18 protein-coding genes are annotated in these 19413 nt (G+C 61.9%); 3 read left to right on the top strand and 15 right to left on the bottom strand.

Features of this window, described 5'->3' with window-relative positions; genetic code table 11:
- Nucleotides 1-47 precede the first annotated feature (47 nt).
- Both mutS and fdxA read left to right on the top strand, forming a co-directional pair.
- Nucleotides 48-2621, top strand: a complete 2574-nt coding sequence (gene mutS / locus E8F20_RS24550; protein WP_280286078.1) for a DNA mismatch repair protein MutS — start codon at nt 48-50, stop codon at nt 2619-2621.
- Between the two features lie 140 nt (nt 2622-2761).
- A complete protein-coding gene (fdxA, locus tag E8F20_RS24545; protein ID WP_028627474.1) occupies nt 2762-3085 on the top strand; it encodes a ferredoxin FdxA in 324 nt (107 codons plus the stop codon).
- Between the two features lie 531 nt (nt 3086-3616).
- Here the strand turns inward: fdxA and rpoS are convergent.
- The 8 genes from rpoS to E8F20_RS24505 form a co-directional block, all read right to left on the bottom strand.
- Entirely contained in the window at nt 3617-4621 is a 1005-nt protein-coding gene (gene rpoS / locus E8F20_RS24540; protein ID WP_280286077.1) for an RNA polymerase sigma factor RpoS, read from the bottom strand.
- Nucleotides 4622-4728: 107 nt separating this feature from the next.
- On the bottom strand, nt 4729-5601 hold the full coding sequence (locus E8F20_RS24535) for a peptidoglycan DD-metalloendopeptidase family protein (protein WP_280286184.1): 873 nt from the start codon (nt 5599-5601) through the stop codon (nt 4729-4731).
- Between the two features lie 160 nt (nt 5602-5761).
- Entirely contained in the window at nt 5762-6397 is a 636-nt protein-coding gene (locus E8F20_RS24530; RefSeq protein WP_171016522.1) for a protein-L-isoaspartate(D-aspartate) O-methyltransferase, read from the bottom strand.
- Nucleotides 6398-6438: 41 nt separating this feature from the next.
- A complete protein-coding gene (surE, locus tag E8F20_RS24525; protein WP_028627470.1) occupies nt 6439-7188 on the bottom strand; it encodes a 5'/3'-nucleotidase SurE in 750 nt (249 codons plus the stop codon).
- Nucleotides 7176-8234 carry a tRNA pseudouridine(13) synthase TruD gene (truD, locus tag E8F20_RS24520; RefSeq protein WP_280286076.1) on the bottom strand — a complete coding sequence of 353 codons (1059 nt, stop codon included), beginning with the start codon at nt 8232-8234 and terminating at the stop codon, nt 7176-7178. Before truD ends, surE begins: the two co-directional genes overlap by 13 nt.
- A complete protein-coding gene (ispF, locus tag E8F20_RS24515) occupies nt 8231-8704 on the bottom strand; it encodes a 2-C-methyl-D-erythritol 2,4-cyclodiphosphate synthase (RefSeq protein ID WP_280286075.1) in 474 nt (157 codons plus the stop codon). Before ispF ends, truD begins: the two co-directional genes overlap by 4 nt.
- Before the next feature lie 53 nt (nt 8705-8757).
- Nucleotides 8758-9603: an S-formylglutathione hydrolase gene (fghA, locus tag E8F20_RS24510; protein WP_280286074.1), complete on the bottom strand. Its 846-nt coding sequence runs from the start codon at nt 9601-9603 to the stop codon at nt 8758-8760.
- 68 nt (nt 9604-9671) lie between these two features.
- Entirely contained in the window at nt 9672-10784 is a 1113-nt protein-coding gene (locus E8F20_RS24505) for an S-(hydroxymethyl)glutathione dehydrogenase/class III alcohol dehydrogenase (protein WP_280286073.1), read from the bottom strand.
- Between the two features lie 103 nt (nt 10785-10887).
- Between E8F20_RS24505 and E8F20_RS24500 the strand changes: the two genes are divergently transcribed.
- A complete protein-coding gene (locus tag E8F20_RS24500; protein ID WP_280286072.1) occupies nt 10888-11802 on the top strand; it encodes a LysR substrate-binding domain-containing protein in 915 nt (304 codons plus the stop codon).
- Here the strand turns inward: E8F20_RS24500 and ispD are convergent.
- The 7 genes from ispD to accA all read right to left on the bottom strand — a co-directional run bounded on the left by ispD (nt 11778) and on the right by accA (nt 19361).
- Nucleotides 11778-12488, bottom strand: coding sequence for a 2-C-methyl-D-erythritol 4-phosphate cytidylyltransferase (gene ispD / locus E8F20_RS24495; protein WP_280286071.1), 711 nt, complete (start codon nt 12486-12488; stop codon nt 11778-11780). The genes E8F20_RS24500 and ispD overlap by 25 nt on opposite strands.
- A complete protein-coding gene (gene ftsB / locus E8F20_RS24490) occupies nt 12485-12769 on the bottom strand; it encodes a cell division protein FtsB (protein WP_151136325.1) in 285 nt (94 codons plus the stop codon). The genes ispD and ftsB overlap by 4 nt, the downstream gene beginning before the upstream one ends.
- Nucleotides 12770-12932: 163 nt before the next feature.
- On the bottom strand, nt 12933-14222 hold the full coding sequence (gene eno, locus E8F20_RS24485; RefSeq protein WP_280286070.1) for a phosphopyruvate hydratase: 1290 nt from the start codon (nt 14220-14222) through the stop codon (nt 12933-12935).
- A gap of 144 nt (nt 14223-14366) precedes the next feature.
- Nucleotides 14367-15212: a 3-deoxy-8-phosphooctulonate synthase gene (kdsA, locus tag E8F20_RS24480; RefSeq protein WP_280286069.1), complete on the bottom strand. Its 846-nt coding sequence runs from the start codon at nt 15210-15212 to the stop codon at nt 14367-14369.
- Between the two features lie 3 nt (nt 15213-15215).
- Nucleotides 15216-16847 carry a CTP synthase gene (locus tag E8F20_RS24475; RefSeq protein ID WP_280286068.1) on the bottom strand — a complete coding sequence of 544 codons (1632 nt, stop codon included), beginning with the start codon at nt 16845-16847 and terminating at the stop codon, nt 15216-15218.
- Between the two features lie 176 nt (nt 16848-17023).
- Nucleotides 17024-18337: a tRNA lysidine(34) synthetase TilS gene (tilS, locus tag E8F20_RS24470; protein WP_280286067.1), complete on the bottom strand. Its 1314-nt coding sequence runs from the start codon at nt 18335-18337 to the stop codon at nt 17024-17026.
- 73 nt (nt 18338-18410) lie between these two features.
- Entirely contained in the window at nt 18411-19361 is a 951-nt protein-coding gene (gene accA / locus E8F20_RS24465) for an acetyl-CoA carboxylase carboxyl transferase subunit alpha (protein WP_280286066.1), read from the bottom strand.
- Between the last annotated feature and the right edge of the window lie 52 nt (nt 19362-19413).

Below are 19413 nucleotides of genomic sequence, written 5' to 3'. Positions count from 1 at the left end.
CCAGCGGGATACCGTACACTAGCGCCTTTTGCACGCAAGGCCAGCCCATGAGTCAGAGCGATCTCAGCGAACACACCCCGATGATGCAGCAGTACTGGAAGCTGAAAAACCAGCACCCGAACCAGCTGATGTTCTATCGCATGGGCGACTTCTACGAGATCTTCTACGAGGACGCCAAGAAGGCCGCCAAGCTTCTCGACATCACCCTGACCGCGCGCGGCCAATCGGCCGGCAAGTCCATCCCCATGGCGGGCATTCCCTTCCACTCGGTGGAGGGCTATCTGGCCAAGCTGGTCAAGCTTGGTGAATCCGTGGTGATCTGCGAGCAGATCGGCGATCCGGCCACCAGCAAAGGACCAGTGGAGCGCCAGGTTGTCCGCATCATCACCCCTGGCACCATCAGTGACGAAGCGCTGCTGGACGAACGCCGCGACAACCTGCTGACTGCCGTAGTGGGCGATGAACGCCTTTTCGGCGTGGCGGTGCTGGATATCACCAGCGGCCGTTTCAGCGTTCAGGAAATCAAGGGCTGGGAGAACCTCCTGGCTGAACTGGAACGCCTCAATCCCGCCGAACTGCTGATCCCGGACGACTGGCCCCAGGGGCTCCCGGCCGAAAAACGTCGTGGGGTCCGCCGTCGGGCGCCTTGGGATTTCGACCGCGACTCAGCGAAAAAGAGCCTCTGCCAGCAGTTCGGCGTTCAAGACCTCAAAGGCTTCGGCTGCGAAACCCTGACCCTGGCAATCGGCTCCGCCGGCTGCCTGCTGGCCTATGCCAAGGAAACCCAGCGCACTGCCCTGCCCCACTTGCGCAGCCTGCGCCATGAGCGCATCGACGATACCGTGATCCTCGATGCCGCCAGCCGCCGAAACCTGGAGTTGGACGTCAACCTTTCCGGTGGCCGCGACAATACCCTGCAATCGGTGATCGACCGCTGCCAGACCGCCATGGGCAGCCGCCTCCTGAGCCGCTGGCTGAACCGCCCGTTGCGCGACCGCGGCGTGTTGGAGGCCCGTCAGGACGCCATCGATTGTCTGCTGGATCGCTATCGCTTCGAAAACCTGCAACCGCAGCTGAAGGAAATTGGCGACGTCGAGCGCATCCTCGCTCGCATCGGCCTGCGCAATGCGCGCCCTCGTGACCTCGCGCGCCTGCGCGATGCCCTGGCCGCCCTGCCACAACTGCAAGGCGCCATGACCGAACTGGAAGCGCCACACCTGCAGGACCTGGCCGGCAGCATCCGTACCTATCCGGAACTGGCCGACCTACTGGCCCGCGCCATCATCGACAATCCGCCAGCGGTCATTCGCGACGGCGGCGTGATCAAGACCGGCTACGACGCCGAGCTGGACGAACTGCAGGCACTGAGCGAAAACGCCGGCCAGTACCTGATGGACCTGGAAGCTCGGGAAAAGGCCCGCACCGGCCTGCCTAACCTGAAGGTCGGCTACAACCGCATCCACGGCTACTACATCGAGTTGCCACGCGTGCAGGCCGAGCAGGCCCCGGCGGACTATATCCGCCGCCAGACGCTGAAGGGCGCCGAGCGCTTCATCACCCCGGAGCTGAAGGCCTTCGAAGACAAGGCGCTGTCAGCCAAGAGCCGAGCCCTGGCACGGGAAAAGATGCTCTACGACGAACTGCTGGAACTGCTGATCGAGCAACTGGCACCGCTGCAGGATACGGCCGGCGCCCTCGCCGAGTTGGACGTGCTGAGCAACTTCTCCGAGCGCGCACTGAACCTCAACCTGAACCGCCCACGCTTCGTCGAAGAACCTTGCATACGCATCAGCGAGGGCCGCCACCCAGTGGTGGAACAGGTGCTGGATACACCCTTCGTAGCAAACGACCTGGACTTGGACGATGCCACCCGCATGCTGATCATCACCGGCCCGAACATGGGCGGTAAGTCAACCTACATGCGCCAGACAGCCCTGATCGTCCTGCTCGCCCATATCGGCTGCTTCGTGCCCGCGGCCAGCTGCGAACTATCGCTGGTGGACCGTATCTTCACTCGTATCGGTTCCAGCGACGACTTGGCTGGCGGCCGATCCACCTTCATGGTGGAGATGAGCGAAACCGCTAACATTCTGCACAACGCCAGCGCCAGCAGCCTGGTGCTGATGGACGAAGTCGGCCGCGGCACCAGCACCTTCGACGGCCTGTCGTTGGCCTGGGCGGCGGCTGAACACCTGGCCCGCCTGCGCGCCTTCACGCTGTTTGCCACCCACTATTTCGAACTGACCGTACTGCCGGAAAGCGAGTCGGTAGTGGCCAACGTCCACCTGAACGCCACCGAGCACAACGAGCGCATCGTCTTCCTGCACCACGTCCTGCCCGGTCCGGCAAGCCAGAGCTATGGCTTGGCGGTGGCACAACTGGCGGGAGTACCTGGCGACGTGATCCAGCGTGCTCGCGAACATCTGGCGCGACTGGAAACTACCAGCCTGCCCCATGAAACCCCGCGCCAGAGCCCCGGCCAACCGGGCGCCCCCATGCAGAGTGACCTCTTCGCCAGTCTGCCTCACCCGGTGCTGGACGAATTGGCGAAGATAAAGCCGGATGATCTGACACCCCGCCAGGCGCTGGAGCTGTTATATACATTGAAGTCACGCATCTAACCCCTGAACCGCACAAGCTGCTAGAATCCCGCGCGCTCTGGAATGCACCCGGGAATCAGCCTGCCCGGCGCCGTGAGTTCCCGAGCCGAGAAGCCTGATACAGAAGGCTTCCGAGCCGCCGCTTGAGGAGAAGAATAGAAATGACCTTCGTCGTCACCGACAACTGCATCAAATGCAAATACACCGACTGTGTGGAAGTCTGTCCGGTGGACTGCTTCTACGAAGGCCCGAACTTCCTGGTCATTCACCCGGACGAGTGCATCGACTGCGCACTTTGCGAGCCTGAATGCCCGGCGCAAGCCATCTTCTCCGAGGATGAAGTGCCTGAGGATATGCAGGAGTTCATCGAGCTGAACCGTGATCTGGCCGAGGTCTGGCCAAATATCACCGAGAAGAAGGACGCCCTCTCCGACGCCGAAGAGTGGGATGGCGTCAAAGGCAAGCTGGAACATCTGGAGCGCTGATCCACTTCGGTGCCCCAACGCAAAAGGCCCGCATCTGCGGGCCTTTTGCTTTCCTGAGGACAAAAAAAGGGGCGGGGGATACCCGCCCACTCTTTTGTCCCTATTCCCTGTATTCCTTGCTCATCATCCTGATGAATCGCATCCGGCGATGTCCTTGGTCGATGTCCTTATCAACCTGCATACATCCTGTACGCAAGAGTGATATTAGCGATCCGGGAGTACCGAGCAAGTTGCTGTTCCGGTGCTTAGAAGAGTGGAAGGGCGGTCAGAGAAAACAATAAAAACCTTATATTTCAATATCTTGTACTTCAACTCAGCACATATCCCACCATTCACGAGCAGGAGCTTCCTCTGATTACGTACACAGCGTGTAAGCAATGACTTACACAGCAATGCATAAAAGAGGACCTTTGTGATTCCCGCCGAGGCGGCCGCCCCCTCCTCCCAAAAGGGAAACAAGCGGCCGGGGTTCCCAACAGCAGGACATAAAAAAGCCCGGCTTAAGCCGGGCTCTTTCGAATCGCTAACTCATTACTGGAACAGCGCATCACTGGACAAGCCGTTCTTTTCCAGGATTTCCCGAAGACGCTTCAGCGCTTCGACCTGAATCTGCCGTACCCGCTCACGGGTCAGGCCTATCTCCTGACCCACCTCCTCAAGCGTACAGCTTTCATGGCCCCGAAGGCCAAAGCGACGCACTACCACTTCGCGTTGCTTGTCGGTCAGCTCGGACAACCACTGGTCGATGCTCTGCGAAAGGTCATCGTCCTGTAGCAGTTCGCAGGGGTCAGTGGGGCGGTCGTCGGTGAGGGTATCCAGCAGGGTCTTGTCCGAATCCGGCCCGAGGGACACATCCACCGAAGTCACCCGCTCGTTGAGACCGAGCATGCGCTTGACCTCATCGACCGGTTTTTCCAGCAGGTTGGCGATCTCTTCCGGCGACGGCTCGTGATCCAGCTTGTGGGTCAGCTCGCGAGCTGCACGCAGGTAAACGTTGAGTTCCTTGACCACATGGATCGGCAGGCGGATCGTTCGGGTCTGGTTCATGATGGCCCGTTCAATGGTCTGACGGATCCACCAGGTCGCATAGGTAGAGAAGCGGAATCCCCGTTCGGGATCGAACTTTTCCACTGCCCGGATCAAACCAAGGTTGCCCTCTTCGATCAGGTCCAGCAGCGAAAGACCACGATTGACATAGCGTCGCGCGATCTTCACCACAAGGCGGAGATTGCTTTCGATCATGCGCTTGCGCCCGGCAGGATCTCCGCGCTGCGCCAGGCGCGCAAAGTGCACTTCTTCTTCCGGGGTTAGCAGAGGGGAAAAACCGATTTCGTTGAGGTACAGCTGAGTCGCGTCTAGCGCGCGGGTGTAGTCGATGTACTTGTGTTGCTTGGGTGAGGTTGAATGCCGGGATTTCGCGGTGGGCAGAGGCGCGTCGTTCTCCTCGCTCAACGTATCATCCAAAATAACGCCCGGCTCCAGGAGGAGCAGCTCGTCATCGACGTCAAACTCCGGCGCTTCTTTATTGAGTGCCATTGTTGTTGTCCCTTGCTGAGTTCGACAACAAGCCCTGGCGATGCCTTATATCCCTGGCGCCGCCCGAGCCCGTCCTTACCACGTGGTGGAACGGGCTGAAAAACGGATCAACGACGAGGCAGGTATTGCAGCGGGTCTACAGGTTTACCTTGACGGCGAATCTCAAAATGAAGCTTCACCCGGTCAGTCCCCGTTGAGCCCATCTCGGCAATTGTCTGCCCGACCTTGACCTGCTGTCCCTCCCGCACCAGCAGCCTACGGTTATGACCATAGGCGCTTACGTAGGTATCGCTGTGTTTGATGATGACCAATTCGCCGTAGCCCCGTAATCCACTTCCGGCATAAACAACAGATCCATCTGACGCAGCCAAGACAGGCTGGCCTAATTCCCCAGCGATATCAATCCCTTTATTCAAACTGCCGTTTGACGAAAAACGCCCAATCAGAGGGCCACTCGCCGGCCACACCCAGCCGGCTGCAGAGCGCGAAATAGAGGCGTTCGGCGCAGATGCCGGCGCAGTTGCCACGGTTTTCTGAGGCTGTGACTGCGGGCGGACAGCCGGTTGCTGGGTCGGCACGGACGGGCGGCCGGAAGCGCTGCTTCCGGTCCTAGGATTGGTCACCACAGGTGCCGTGGCAACTGCAGTTGGACGGGTCTGACCCGGCTGGCCATCGAATCGGATGATCTGCCCAGGACGTATCACGTACGGAGTGGGAATCCCATTGCGCGCGGCCAGGGCTTTCCAATCCCAACCGAAGCGAAAAGCGATGGAATAGAGGGTGTCACCGCGCTGGACGCGGTACTGGCCACTGGTAACGGGTTGCCGCTGCACGGCAGAGTTCGCCCCCGAGTGGTTGCGGTCGACCACCCCGACGCTGCTCTTCTGGGTGCTGGTACAGCCGGCGAGCAAGACGCCAACGGCAAAAGCGGGCAACCAGATGAGCCCATTCCCCACGCGAATCCACTGCCGAATGGCCATCAGGCTCACTCTTGTCCCCTTTCCCAACGTTCCTAGGTTTTAATTATTGTGCCGGAAATATCCGGACGAGCCAGCCGCCTGCCGCACAAAGTACAGCAGGAGGGCAGCTTGGCGATGCATCAGAAAGTTACCTGCGACGCAGGTTCCCCCAACAGCGGGCTCAGGCCAGGGGTCCACTGAGCAGCGGTACGAAGCGCACCGCATCGAGCACATGACGGGTGAAGCCCTGTTCTTCACGAATGATCAGCATCAGTTGCTGGACGTCGCCAGCGCCTACCGGAATCACCAGACGTCCGCCCGGCGCCAGTTGATCGAGCAACGCCTGCGGGACGTCCGCCGCGGCAGCAGTCACGATAATGCCATTGTAGGGTGCCAGCGCTGGCCAGCCTTCCCAACCGTCGCCCCAGCGGAACACCACGTTGCGCAGGTTGAGCACTGCGAGGCGTTCCTTGGCTTTATCCTGCAGTACCTGGATGCGCTCGACAGAAAACACCCGCTCAACCAACTGCGCAAGTATCGCAGTCTGATAACCCGAACCAGTGCCGATCTCCAGCACCTTGTCCAGCGGGCCGGCAGCCAGCAGAAGTTCGGTCATCCGCGCAACCATGTAGGGCTGCGAGATGGTCTGGTTGTGCCCAATCGGCAGCGCGGTGTCTTCGTAGGCGCGATGGGCCAAGGCCTCATCGACGAACAGGTGACGCGGTGTCCGGCGAATGGTCTCGAGGACGCGGGCGTTGGACAGCCCTTCCTCGTACAGACGCTGGATAAGGCGCTCACGGGTGCGCTGGGAAGTCATGCCGATCCCGCGCCGCATCAGGTCGTCCTGTTCCCGGGGCATTAGAGCAGGCCCTCCAACCAGCTATCGAGGCTCTGGAAAGCCTCGTTGAAAGTCCGATCGAGTTGCAGGGGCGTGATGGACACATAACCTTGCATCACCGCATGGAAATCCGTCCCTGGCCCACCATCTTCAGCGTCGCCGGCTGCGGAGATCCAGTATCCCTCCTTACCCCGGGGATTGACCACCTTCACGGGCGCTGCTGCCCGCGCGCGATGGCCCAGCCGGGTCAGCTGGATACCGCGGATACGCTCTAGCGGCAGATTGGGGATATTTACGTTGAGCACGGTGCGCGGCGGTAGGTCGAGTCGGTCATGGGCAGCCACCAGTCGACGGGCGATATGCGCGGCAGCAGGCAGGTTGTCCGCCTGACGCGACAACAGTGAGAAGGCGAACGCCGGCAGCCCGAGGAAGCGCCCTTCCAGGGCGGCGGCCACGGTACCGGAATAGAGCACGTCATCCCCGAGATTGGCTCCGAGGTTGATGCCCGACACCACCATGTCTGGCAAATGCTCGAGCATACCGTTGAGCCCAAGGTGGACGCAGTCGGTCGGCGTGCCATTGAGACTGATGAAACCGTTATCCAGCGTGCTGGGGTGAAGCGGGCGGTCCAGCGTCAGGGAGCTGCTGGCACCACTCTTGTCCTGGTCTGGCGCAATGACCACGCAGTCGGCGTAATCCTTGAGCGTGCCATGTAGAGCGGCGAGACCCGGGGCATTCACCCCGTCGTCGTTGGAAATCAGAATGCGCATGGGTTTTCCATCTGCCCCGCCGGCAGCAGATCGACGAGCTCACGCACCACTGCGGTGGCGAAGCATCCAGCCGGCAGGACGAATTCCAGTTGCAGAACGTCAGGCTCGGGATAATGCCACGTCAGGCCGCCGATGGGGAGGCGGAGGATGCGCCGTTCGTGCGCCATTCGCGCTTCCGCCAACCAGTGGCAAAGTGCCGGCTCAGTCGCGGCTACTGCTGTCTCCAGCGTTTGCGGCCGTCCCTGGGCGGGCGATGGTCCTTCTCCCCATTGCGGACCGGTCGGGTGCAGATCGAGTTGCGCCAAGCGCGGGTCGCTGCATTCAGCCTCGCCTGCCAGGAAGAAACTGCGGCTGTCGGTGAAGGCCAACAAGTCACCTACCTGCGCCTGGTTCCAGGTACCCGCGGCGACGCGCTCGGCCAGCACCCGGTTGAACAGGTAGCTACGTCCGGCCGAGAGCAGCCGCGAACGAAGGTTACGCTGTACCGGCAGTTCCTTGCGCTCGGCGAAGGCGCGAGCGTCGACCACGTTGCCACCACCATGCCCGAAACGCTGCAGGCCGAAATAGTTGGGCACACCAAACTCCGCCAGGCACTTCAGTCGCGCGTCGATCGCCTCACGATCCGCCACCAGACGAGTCAAACGAAGGGTGAAACCGTTCGCCGAATGGGCGCCGCGCTGCAGCTTGCGCTTGTGGCGCACAATCTTGAGGACGCGCAGGTTGGCATTCTCGGCAGCAGTCAGGTCGGGATCGGCCTTGCCTGGCAGGTGCAGGCTGAACCACTGCCGGGTCAATGCCTGCCGATCCTTTAGTCCGGCGTAGCTAACCACTTTCAGCGGTACGCCAGCAGCACGTGCAATGCGCCGGGCTGCTTCCTCGGTGTTCAGCTCGCGCTTTTCCACCCAGAGCCAGAGATGCTCGCCTGCACCCTCCAGCGGGATGTCCAGCACTTCATCGACCTGAAAATCTTCAGCCACGGCCTTCAGCTGTGCCTGTCCCAAAGGTTCGCCATGGGCGCGCGGGCCCAGCAGTTCGAGTTCGGTCATGCTGGCAGCAACAGGGCCACCGCATGCACGGCAATGCCCTCCTCGCGACCGGTAAAGCCCAGCTTCTCAGTAGTAGTGGCCTTGACGTTGACCTGATCCAGCTCGACCCCCAGGTCGGCGGAGATATTGGCGCACATGGCCTCGATATGGGGAGCCATCTTAGGTGCCTGAGCAACAATGGTTCCGTCGACGTTCCCAACCTTCCAACCCTTGGCCTTCACCAGCGTCAGCACGTGACGCAATAGCGCGCGGCTGTCGGCGCCCTTGAACTGTGGATCGGTGTCCGGGAAATGCTTGCCGATGTCCCCCAGCGCCGCAGCGCCAAGCAAGGCATCGCAAAGCGCGTGAAGCAGCACATCGCCGTCGGAATGGGCGACGAGCCCGAACTTGTGGGGGATGCGCACGCCGCCCAAGGTGATGAAGTCACCTTCACCGAAGCGATGTACGTCGTAGCCGTGGCCAATTCGCATAAGGAAGAACGCCCTGAAAAGTCAGGGCGTGATTCTACCTGCTTTGGTTGTGCTTAGGCTTTCAACGCCTCGGCATGGTGCCGCAGGTGATCGCCAATGAAGCTGGCGATGAAGTAGTAGCTGTGGTCGTAACCCGGCTGCAGGCGCAAGGTCAGTGGGTGCCCCGCCGCCTTGGCCGCCGCTTGCAGGGCCTCAGGCTTTAGCTGATTGGCGAGGAAGTCGTCGCGATCACCCTGGTCCACCAGAATCGGCAAACGTTCAGACGCCTCGGCCAACAGCACACTGGCGTCCCATTCACGCCAACGGGCACGGTCCTCGCCCAGATAGCGGCCGAAGGCCTTCTCACCCCAGGGGCAGGCCATGGGGTTACTGATAGGCGCGAATGCCGACAGCGACTGATAGCGCCCCGGGTTTCGCAGGGCGCAGACCAGCGCGCCGTGACCGCCCATGGAATGGCCGCTGATCCCGCGCTTCTCGGAGACCGGGAAGTTGGCCTCGATCAGCGCCGGCAACTCGTGCACCACGTAGTCATGCATGCGGTAGTGGCGCGCATAGGGCTCCTGGGTGGCATTCAGATAGAAGCCAGCGCCCAGGCCAAAATCCCAGGCGTTGTCCGGGTCAGCGGGTACATCCGCGCCACGCGGGCTGGTGTCCGGCGCAACGATGATCAGTCCCAGCTCCGAGGCCAGGCGCTGCGCGCCGGCCTTCTGCATGAAGTTCTCATCGGTGCAGGTCAGTCCCGACAGCCAGTAGAGCACGGGCAACTTTCCACCCTGCTCCGCCTGGGGCGGCAGGTAGACGGCGAACACCATGTCGCAGTTCAGGCTGGTAGAGCGGTGACGATAGCGCTTGTGCCACCCACCGAAGCTCTTGTTGCTGGAAACGATCTCAAGGGTCATGGAGCGATCTCCGTCGAAGCAGGTAGCCCGAGGCGGGAAGCCTTGCCTGCCTCGGGCTGCCCGTCTGATTAGTAGTGGACGACCGAACGGATGCTCTTGCCTTCGTGCATCAGGTCAAAGGCCTCGTTGATGTCGTCCAGCCCCATGGTGTGGGTGATAAAGGTATCCAGCGGGATTTCGCCCTTCTGCGCCTTGTCCACATAGCTCGGCAGTTCGGTACGGCCCTTCACGCCGCCAAAGGCCGAACCGCGCCACACGCGACCGGTTACCAGCTGGAACGGACGGGTACTGATTTCCGCACCGGCCGGCGCCACGCCGATGATGACGGACTCGCCCCACCCTTTGTGGCAGCACTCGAGCGCCGCGCGCATCAGGTTGACGTTGCCGACGCACTCGAAGCTGTAATCCACACCGCCGTCGGTCATTTCGACGATGACGTCCTGGATCGGCTTGGCGTGGTCCTTCGGATTGACGAAGTCGGTGGCACCCAGTTCACGGGCCACGTCGAACTTCTCCGGATTGATGTCGACGGCGATGATGCGCGAGGCCTTGGCCATCTTGGCGCCGATGATCGCGGCCAGACCGATGCCGCCCAGACCGAAGATTGCCACGGTGGCGCCCTCTTCCACCTTGGCGGTGTTGAGCACGGCGCCGATACCCGTGGTCACACCGCAGCCCAACAGGCAGACCTTCTCCAGCGGCGCTTCCTTCGGAATCTTCGCCAGGGAGATTTCCGGTAGCACGGTGTACTCGGAGAAAGTGGAGCAGCCCATGTAGTGATAAATCGGTTGGCCGTTGTAGCTGAAGCGGCTGGTGCCATCCGGCATCAGGCCTTTGCCCTGGGTGGCGCGTACCTTCTGGCACAGGTTGGTCTTGCCGGATTTGCAGAACTTGCACTCACGGCATTCGGCCGTATACAGCGGAATCACATGGTCACCCACAGCCAGCGAAGTGACGCCCTCGCCCACGGCTTCTACGATGCCGCCCCCTTCATGGCCAAGGATGCAGGGGAACACACCTTCGGAATCAGCGCCGGACAGCGTGTAGGCATCGGTGTGGCAAACACCGGTGGCCACGATCCGCACCAGGACTTCGCCGGCCTTGGGCGGTGCCACGTCGACTTCGACGATTTGCAACGGCTGGTTGGGCGCGAACGCCACAGCGGCACGGGACTTGATCATGGTCATTCTCCACCTGATTGAAATGGCCAATGAGTGTAGTTGAGCTGCCAATGGTAAATAATCAGCCACAAAGCAAAACATTATTGCAATTGAGGGATAATCAATGAGTCGGTGGGAAGGCCTGGACGAGTTCGTTGCGGTCGCAGAGTCAGGCCAGTTCACTGCTGCTGCCGAGCGCCTGGGCATCTCGTCGTCCCATGTCAGCCGACAGATCGCTCGCCTGGAAGAACGCCTACAGACGCGGTTGTTCTATCGAAGCACCCGCAAGGTCGCCCTCACTGAGGCCGGACAAACCTTCCTGCAACATTGCCAACGCCTGATGGATGCGCGCGAGGAAGCCCTGCGCGCGGTGAGCGATCTGACCAGCGAACCCAAGGGCTTGCTCCGCCTGACCTGCGCGGTGGCCTATGGCGAGCGTTTCATCGTGCCGCTGGTCAACGAATTCATGGCGCGCCACCCACAACTGCGGGTGGATATCGAGCTCAGCAACCGTACCCTGGACCTGGTGCATGAAGGCCTCGACCTGGCGATACGCCTGGGCCGCTTGCAGGATTCGCGGCTGGTTGCCACACGTCTGGCACCGCGGGTCATGTACTTGTGCGCGGCGCCTTCCTATCTTGAACGCTATGGTCGCCCCCACAGCCTCTCGGAACTGGCCCGGCACAATTGTCTGGTTGGTAGTGCCGACCATTGGGACTTTCTGCAGCAGGGGCGCGAACACGCCATACGCGTCCAGGGCAATTGGCGCTGCAACAGCGGCCAAGCAGTGCTGGATGCAGCCTTGCGCGGTTTCGGCCTTTGCCAACTACCTGATTACTACGTGCTGGAGCACCTGCGCAGCGGCGCATTGGTGTCTCTGCTGGAACAACATCGACCGCCAAACACGGCAGTGTGGGCACTTTATCCACAGCAACGTCACCTCTCGCCCAAGGTGCGGCAACTGGTGGATCTGCTGAAAGAAGGGTTGGCCGAACGGCCTGAGTACGCGCTGGATCAGCCGCGCGTCGACCAGCGCTGACGTAGCCAGTCGAGGTCTTCGGGGCGAGTGATCTTGAGGTTGTCGGCGCGGCCTTCCACCAGCTTGGGCGCATTACCGGCCCACTCCATGGCGGAGGCTTCGTCGGTGATGGCGACGCCGGCTACCAGGGCATCAGCCAACGCGCGATGCAGCGCGCCGAAGCGAAACATCTGCGGCGTATAGGCCTGCCAGATCAGGCTGCGATCGACGGTTTCCGCTACCCGGCCGTCCGCGCTGGCGCGCTTCAAGGTGTCCCGTGCCGGGACGGCGAGCAAGCCACCCACCGGATCATCGGCCAACTCGGCCAGCAGCAGATCGAGGTCGAAACGCGACAGGTTCGGCCGCGCCGCATCATGCACCAGCACCCAGTCGTGAGCACGGGCACCGTTTTCGGCCAGTCGCAACAGGGCGCTGAGCACCGAGTCCGCACGCTCCTTGCCGCCGTCCGCGCGGATGATGCGCTCGTCACTTGCGCACAGCAGCGCCGGCCAGTAGGGATCATCCACCGAAAGGCTGATGACCAGCCCCTTGAGCTGAGGGTGATCGAGGAAACAATCGAGGCTGTGCTCGAGAATGGTGCGCCCGGCAAGTTCGAGGTATTGCTTGGGCCGGTCGGCACGCATGCGGGCACCGACACCGGCGGCGGGAATCACCGCCCAGAAGAAAGGAGTATCGGCCTGGTTCATTCGGCAATCTGGTAGAGGGTTTCGCCTTCCTTGACCATGCCCAGTTCGTGACGGGCACGCTCTTCTACGGTCTCCATACCCTTTTTCAGCTCCATCACTTCCGCTTCAAGGATACGGTTGCGCTCCAGCAGGCGCTCATTCTCGCCTTGCTGCTCGGCGATCTGCCGTTGCAGGTCCTGGACTTGCGCCAGGCTGCCGTCGCCCACCCACAGTCGATACTGCAGGCCAGCCAGCAGCAGGATGAGGACAACGAACAACCAGTAAGTGTTAGGGCGAGTCATTTTGCCAGGGAGTATCCATGCGAAAAGGGCAGCTTGCGCTGCCCTCCTACCAGTCCCTGCCGGCCGGGCAGGTTGAAATCAGGTGATGACGCGCAGTTTACATGAAGTAAAGAGGCATTCAGCGGCTGATTTCAACCCGGCCTGACCGATTGCAGCTGCGGACTTAGCCGCGGAACTCGGCACGGCCGCGGTAAGGCGCCTTGCCGCCCAGCTGCTCTTCGATACGCAGCAGCTGGTTGTACTTGGAGACGCGGTCGGAACGGCACAGGGAGCCGGTCTTGATCTGACCGGCGGCGGTGCCCACGGCCAGGTCGGCGATGGTGCTGTCTTCGGTCTCGCCCGAACGGTGAGAGATCACCGCGGTGTAGCCGGCAGCCTTGGCCATCTGGATGGCTTCCAGAGTCTCGGTCAGGGAGCCGATCTGGTTGAACTTGATCAGGATCGAGTTGGCAATGCTCTTCTCGATGCCTTCCTTGAGGATCTTGGTGTTGGTCACGAACAGGTCGTCACCCACCAGTTGGACCTTGGCGCCGATCTTGTCGGTCAGGTCTTTCCAGCCGGCCCAGTCGGACTCGTCCATACCGTCTTCGATGGAGATGATCGGGTAGCGCTGGGTCAGACCCGCCAGGTAATCAGCGAAACCGGCAGCGCCAAACACCTTGCCTTCGCCGGCCAGGTCGTACTTGCCGTCTTTGAAGAATTCGCTGGAGGCGCAATCCAGTGCCAGGGTCACGTCAGTGCCCAGCTTGTAGCCGGCATTGGCGACGGCTTCGGCGATGGCGGCCAGGGCGTCTTCGTTGGAAGCCAGGTTCGGCGCGAAGCCACCTTCGTCACCTACGGCAGTGTTCAGGCCACGGGCCTTCAGCACGGCTTTCAGGTGGTGGAAGATTTCAGTGCCCATGCGCAGGGCATCGGCGAAATTCTTGGCGCCAACCGGCTGAACCATGAACTCCTGGATGTCGACGTTGTTATCGGCGTGCTCGCCGCCGTTGATGATGTTCATCATCGGGACGGGCATGGAGTACTGGCCAGGGGTGCCGTTCAGGTCGGCAATGTGAGCGTAGAGCGGCACGCCCTTGGCCTGGGCAGCGGCCTTGGCGGCGGCCAGGGACACGGCGAGGATGGCGTTGGCGCCCAGCTTGGCCTTGTTCTCGGTACCGTCCAGTTCGATCATGGCGCGGTCCAGGGCTTTCTGATCGACAGCGTCCTTGCCCAGCAACAGGTCACGAATCGGGCCGTTGATGTTAGCCACAGCCTTCAGTACGCCCTTGCCCAGGTAACGGCTCTTGTCGCCATCACGCAGTTCCAGTGCCTCGCGGGAACCGGTGGAAGCACCGGAAGGCGCGCAAGCGCTACCGATGATGCCGTTCTCGAGGATCACATCGGCTTCCACGGTGGGGTTGCCACGGGAGTCCAGAACCTCGCGGCCCTTGATGTCGACGATCTTTGCCATTGTTGTTAGCACTCCAAAAGTTGACGAAAACGCTCAGCAGAAAGTGAGGCGATTCGCCGGGCCTCGGGGTCGGCTGACCCGGCGAATGTCCTGACCGATCGGTCAGATTGTGCCCACGCGGCACTTTACCGGAGAAAGGCCGGTTCAGGCAGTCTCGATCGGCGGAAAACTCTTGACCAGGTCGTCCAGCTGCTTGAGCTGGGACAGGAAGGGCTCGAGTTTGTTAAGGCGCAGTGCGCAAGGGCCATCGCACTTGGCGTTGTCCGGGTCCGGGTGGGCCTCAAGGAACAGACCGGCCAGGCCCTGGCTCATGCCGGCCTTCGCCAGGTCGGTGACCTGGGCACGGCGGCCGCCGGCGGAGTCGGCGCGTCCGCCCGGCATCTGCAAGGCGTGGGTGACGTCGAAGAATACCGGGTACTCGAACTGCTTCATGATGCCGAAGCCGAGCATATCCACGACCAGGTTGTTGTAACCGAAGGAGGAGCCGCGCTCGCAGAGGATCAGGCGATCATTACCGGCTTCCTCGCACTTGGCCAGGATGTGTTTCATCTCCTGGGGCGCAAGGAACTGGGCTTTCTTGATGTTGATCACCGCACCGGTCTTGGCCATGGCCACCACCAGATCGGTCTGCCGGGACAGGAAGGCAGGCAGCTGGATGATGTCGCATACCTCGGCCACTGGAGCTGCCTGGTAGGGCTCGTGGACGTCGGTGATCACCGGTACGCCGAACGTCTTCTTCACTTCCTCGAAAATCTTCATGCCCTCTTCCAGGCCTGGGCCACGGAAGGAGTTGATCGAGGAGCGGTTCGCCTTGTCGTAGCTGGCTTTGAACACGTAGGGGATACCGAGCTTCTCGGTCACCCGCACGTATTCTTCGCAAACCTTCAGGGCCAGGTCGCGGGACTCCAGCACGTTCATGCCACCGAAGAGCACGAACGGCTTGTCGTTGGCGATATCGATATTGCCGACGCGAACGATCTTCTGCGCCATGGGTCAGGCCTTCTTCGCTTTCTGCGCCAGGGCGGCGTTGACGAAGCCGCTGAACAACGGGTGGCCGTAACGCGGGGTGGAGGTGAACTCCGGGTGGAACTGGCAAGCCACGAACCACGGATGATCCGGAGCTTCCACGACTTCCACCAAGGCACCGTCGCCAGAACGACCGGTGACCTTCAAGCCGGCTTCCTGCAATTGCGGCAGCAGGTTGTTGTTCACTTCGTAGCGGTGACGATGGCGCTCGACGATCTCGTCCTTGCCATAGCAATCGTGTACCAGGGAACCATTTTCCAACTGGCAAGCCTGGGCACCAAGGCGCATGGTGCCGCCGAGGTCAGAGGCTTCAGTACGGATTTCGGTAGCGCCAGTGGCGTCTTCCCACTCGGTGATCAGACCCACGACCGGGTGGCCGCTGGATTTGTCGAATTCGGTGGAGTTGGCGTCGGTCCAGCCCAGCACGTTACGAGCATATTCGATGACCGCAACCTGCATGCCGAGGCAGATGCCGAGGTAGGGAATCTTGTGCTCGCGGGCATAGCGCACGGTGGAGATCTTGCCTTCCACACCACGCAGACCGAATCCGCCTGGAACCAGGATGGCGTCAACGCCCTCCAGCAAGGCAGTGCCCTGGGTTTCGATGTCTTCGGAATCGATGTAGCGCAGGTTCACCTTGGTGCGATTCTGGATACCGGCGTGGCTCATCGCTTCGATCAGCGACTTGTAGGCGTCCAGCAGCTCCATGTACTTGCCGACCATGGCGATGGTGACTTCCTTCTCGGGGTTCAGCTTGGCATCCACCACGCGGTCCCACTCGGAGAGGTCGGCACTGCCGCATTGCAGGCCGAAGCGCTCGACGACGATGTCGTCCAGGCCCTGGGCGTGCAGCACGGACGGAATCTTGTAGATGGTGTCGACGTCCTGCAGGGAGATCACCGCGCGCTCTTCCACGTTGGTGAACAGGGCGATCTTGCGGCGGGAGGACAGGTCGACGTCATGGTCGGAACGGCAGATCAGTACGTCCGGCTGCAGGCCGATGGAGCGCAGCTCCTTCACCGAGTGCTGGGTCGGCTTGGTCTTGGTCTCGCCGGCGGTGGCGATGTAGGGCACCAGGGTCAGGTGCATCAGCATGGCGCGCTTGGCGCCCACTTCCACGCGCAACTGGCGGATAGCTTCGAGGAAGGGCTGGGACTCGATGTCGCCGACGGTGCCGCCGATTTCCACCAGGGCCACGTCCGCACCAGCGGCGCCCTTGATGATACGGTGCTTGATCTCGTCGGTGATGTGCGGAATCACCTGGATGGTGGCACCCAGATAGTCACCACGGCGCTCCTTGCGCAGCACGTCGGCATAGACGCGGCCGGTGGTGAAGTTGTTGTTCTGGGTCATGGTGGTGCTTACGAAGCGCTCGTAATGACCCAGGTCGAGGTCGGTCTCGGCACCGTCTTCGGTCACGAAGACTTCACCGTGCTGGAAGGGACTCATGGTACCCGGGTCCACGTTGATGTACGGGTCGAGCTTGAGCATGGTGACCTTCAGCCCCCGCGCTTCCAGAATGGCGGCCAAGGATGCCGAGGCGATGCCTTTCCCCAAAGAAGAAACAACACCGCCCGTGACGAAGATGTAGCGCGTCATGAAAAACCCTAGAAGTCTGCGTTTAGGCGGAAAGCCGCCGGGGAAAGCGATGAAGGGCTATGGCCTTCAACCATGGAGCGCCACTGGGGCGCTGCTTCAAAAGCAGCAACCGCCGATTCCGAAGGAGTCAGCGGATGCTATGTAAGACGGGAGCGTAGTCTACCGGAAAGACCCTATCAGCTCAAACCTTGGTCATTCGTCGGTGGGGTCCAGCGCAGATGCCAGTTACCCGCCTGCGGACCGTCCAACCCCGGCAGATTGGCCACGGCCAGCAGTTCGCCTTCGAAGAAGAGCAGCGGCAATCGGCCACGGGCAAAAGCGGGCAGCCGCGACTCATTGAGCAGCCGCTTGAGGTCGCGACGCCCTCGCCCTGCTATTTCCAGCACTTCACCTCCTTGCCGATAGCGAACCTCGAGCCGACCAGTCGGCGCCTCGCCCTGCAACGCCAGCAGGCCGTTACCGGGCAGCTCGAGCGGTTGAGCGGGATCGTGCCAGACAAGATTCGAAACCGGTGCCGCGAGCCAGTTCCCGGATAACCACCATAACCGTCCGTCGGCACGTTGAAGCTCGCCCCGCGCCAGACGCCAGACTGGCGCCGAATCGACGGCAGCATCACGCAGGTTTTCCCATCCCGCCCAATGGCCGCTGTCGGGAAGCGGCGTCAGCTTCGCCAGCCAGTAACGCAGTGCATTGCGTTGCCGCGCTGGCGACAGGCCGACCAGCGCCTGTAGCTCGAGAGACGGCAGGGGCAGCCAAGGGAAATCACAGTAGCCCCGTGCGCTTTCGAGATCGGCGTGCGCCAACTCGCCCAGCAGGGCCTCTGCCTCGGTCAAATGTTCGGCGCTACGCGCCAGGCTTTCCGCCACCCGCGGCCATCGAGCCTGCAGCACCGGGAAGATACGGTGGCGGAGGAAATTGCGGGATAGCGACGTGTCGGCGTTGCTCGGGTCTTCCACCCACTGGAGCCCTTCGGCGCGAGCGTAGGTTTCCAACTCGGCACGGGCTGCGCGCAGCAATGGCCTGACCAGGGTGCCCTGCCCCAACGAGCGGCTTTCCGGCATGCCTGCCAACCCACGCACGCCGGCACCACGCAGCAGGCGGAAAAGCAGTGTCTCGGCCTGGTCGTCACGGTGCTGGGCGCTGAACAGCACGTCCCCGACACCCAGCTCATCGATGAAGGCGGCATATCGCGCATCCCGCGCGGCCCTTTCCAGACTCGGCCCGGAATCTACGGTTACCCGCAACACCTGGAGTGGAACGCCCAGCTCATCGCAAACCCGCTGGCAATGATTCGGCCAGGCATCGGCCGCAACCTGCAGGCCGTGATGGACATGGATGGCGGAAAGCGGCGGCAAGGCTTCGCGGCGGGCGAGGCGCACCAGAAGGTGAAGGAGGACAGTAGAGTCGAGCCCGCCGGAGAAGGCGACTCGCCAGGCCGGCGCATGGCGCCATGGGGCCAGGGCGGACAACAGGCAGGATTCGAGGGACATGGGAGGCTCGGGTAGCCGACTCGGACCCCAAGCATAAAGCCGGGGCCCGAGACGCGCAGCCTGAAGCGAGGGGTCAGGCTACGCCGTAGCTCATCAGGCGATCATAACGACGCTTCAGCAGATCCTCGTTGCTGAGCTTCTGCAGCATCTTCAACTGCTCGGACAGTTCCGCGCGGATGGACTCTGCAGTGGCTGCTGGATCGCGGTGGGCGCCACCCAGGGGCTCGGCGATCACCTTATCGACAATGCCCAGGCCTTTCAGGCGCTCGGCGGTGATGCCCATGGCCTCCGCCGCATCCGGCGCCTTCTCAGCGGTTTTCCACAGGATGGAGGCGCAGCCTTCCGGCGAAATTACCGAGTAGGTCGAGTACTGCAGCATGTTCAGACGGTCGCAGACGCCGATGGCCAGCGCGCCGCCGGAACCGCCTTCACCGATCACGGTGGCTATGATCGGGGTCTTCAGGCGAGCCATGACGCGCAGGTTCCAGGCAATGGCTTCGCTCTGGCCACGCTCCTCGGCATCGATGCCCGGGTAAGCGCCGGGGGTGTCGATGAAAGTGAGGATCGGCATCTTGAAACGTTCGGCCATTTCCATGAGACGGCAGGCCTTGCGGTAGCCCTCGGGGCGCGGCATGCCGAAGTTGCGACGGACCTTCTCGCGCACCTCACGACCCTTCTGGTGGCCGATGATCATGACCGCTTCGTCGTTCAGGCGGGCAACGCCGCCAACGATGGCCGCGTCGTCGGAGAAGTGACGGTCGCCGTGCAGTTCGTCGAACTCAGTGAAGATGTGCTCGATATAGTCAAGGGTGTAAGGCCGACGCGGGTGGCGCGCCAGCTGGGCGATCTGCCAGCTGGAAAGGTTACCGAAGATACTCTCGGTGAGCGCGCTGCTCTTCTCCTGCAGGCGGGAGATCTCGTCGGTGATGTTCAGGGCGTTGTCGTTACCGACCAGACGCAGCTCCTCGATCTTGGCTTGCAGATCGGCGATGGGCTGTTCGAAATCCAGAAAGTTCGGGTTCATAGGCTTCCGTCGTGCGCTTGGGGCCAGGCGGCTGGTTCCATTTGGCGCCCTA

This window comes from Pseudomonas sp. BN415, from assembly GCF_029871195.1.
Lineage (GTDB): Bacteria > Pseudomonadota > Gammaproteobacteria > Pseudomonadales > Pseudomonadaceae > Metapseudomonas > Metapseudomonas resinovorans.
Note: the sequence above shows the minus strand (reverse complement) of the source record. Positions and strands in the feature narration are given on the sequence as shown.

Coding starts and splice junctions, on each gene's coding strand:
- mutS (WP_280286078.1), top strand. CDS start 48: ATGAGTCAGAGCGATCTCAGCGAACACACCCCGATGATGCAGCAGTAC.
- fdxA (WP_028627474.1), top strand. CDS start 2,762: ATGACCTTCGTCGTCACCGACAACTGCATCAAATGCAAATACACCGAC.
- rpoS (WP_280286077.1), bottom strand. CDS start 4,621: ATGGCACTCAATAAAGAAGCGCCGGAGTTTGACGTCGATGACGAGCTG.
- E8F20_RS24535 (WP_280286184.1), bottom strand. CDS start 5,601: ATGGCCATTCGGCAGTGGATTCGCGTGGGGAATGGGCTCATCTGGTTG.
- E8F20_RS24530 (WP_171016522.1), bottom strand. CDS start 6,397: ATGACTTCCCAGCGCACCCGTGAGCGCCTTATCCAGCGTCTGTACGAG.
- surE (WP_028627470.1), bottom strand. CDS start 7,188: ATGCGCATTCTGATTTCCAACGACGACGGGGTGAATGCCCCGGGTCTC.
- truD (WP_280286076.1), bottom strand. CDS start 8,234: ATGACCGAACTCGAACTGCTGGGCCCGCGCGCCCATGGCGAACCTTTG.
- ispF (WP_280286075.1), bottom strand. CDS start 8,704: ATGCGAATTGGCCACGGCTACGACGTACATCGCTTCGGTGAAGGTGAC.
- fghA (WP_280286074.1), bottom strand. CDS start 9,603: ATGACCCTTGAGATCGTTTCCAGCAACAAGAGCTTCGGTGGGTGGCAC.
- E8F20_RS24505 (WP_280286073.1), bottom strand. CDS start 10,784: ATGATCAAGTCCCGTGCCGCTGTGGCGTTCGCGCCCAACCAGCCGTTG.
- E8F20_RS24500 (WP_280286072.1), top strand. CDS start 10,888: ATGAGTCGGTGGGAAGGCCTGGACGAGTTCGTTGCGGTCGCAGAGTCA.
- ispD (WP_280286071.1), bottom strand. CDS start 12,488: ATGAACCAGGCCGATACTCCTTTCTTCTGGGCGGTGATTCCCGCCGCC.
- ftsB (WP_151136325.1), bottom strand. CDS start 12,769: ATGACTCGCCCTAACACTTACTGGTTGTTCGTTGTCCTCATCCTGCTG.
- eno (WP_280286070.1), bottom strand. CDS start 14,222: ATGGCAAAGATCGTCGACATCAAGGGCCGCGAGGTTCTGGACTCCCGT.
- kdsA (WP_280286069.1), bottom strand. CDS start 15,212: ATGGCGCAGAAGATCGTTCGCGTCGGCAATATCGATATCGCCAACGAC.
- E8F20_RS24475 (WP_280286068.1), bottom strand. CDS start 16,847: ATGACGCGCTACATCTTCGTCACGGGCGGTGTTGTTTCTTCTTTGGGG.
- tilS (WP_280286067.1), bottom strand. CDS start 18,337: ATGTCCCTCGAATCCTGCCTGTTGTCCGCCCTGGCCCCATGGCGCCAT.
- accA (WP_280286066.1), bottom strand. CDS start 19,361: ATGAACCCGAACTTTCTGGATTTCGAACAGCCCATCGCCGATCTGCAA.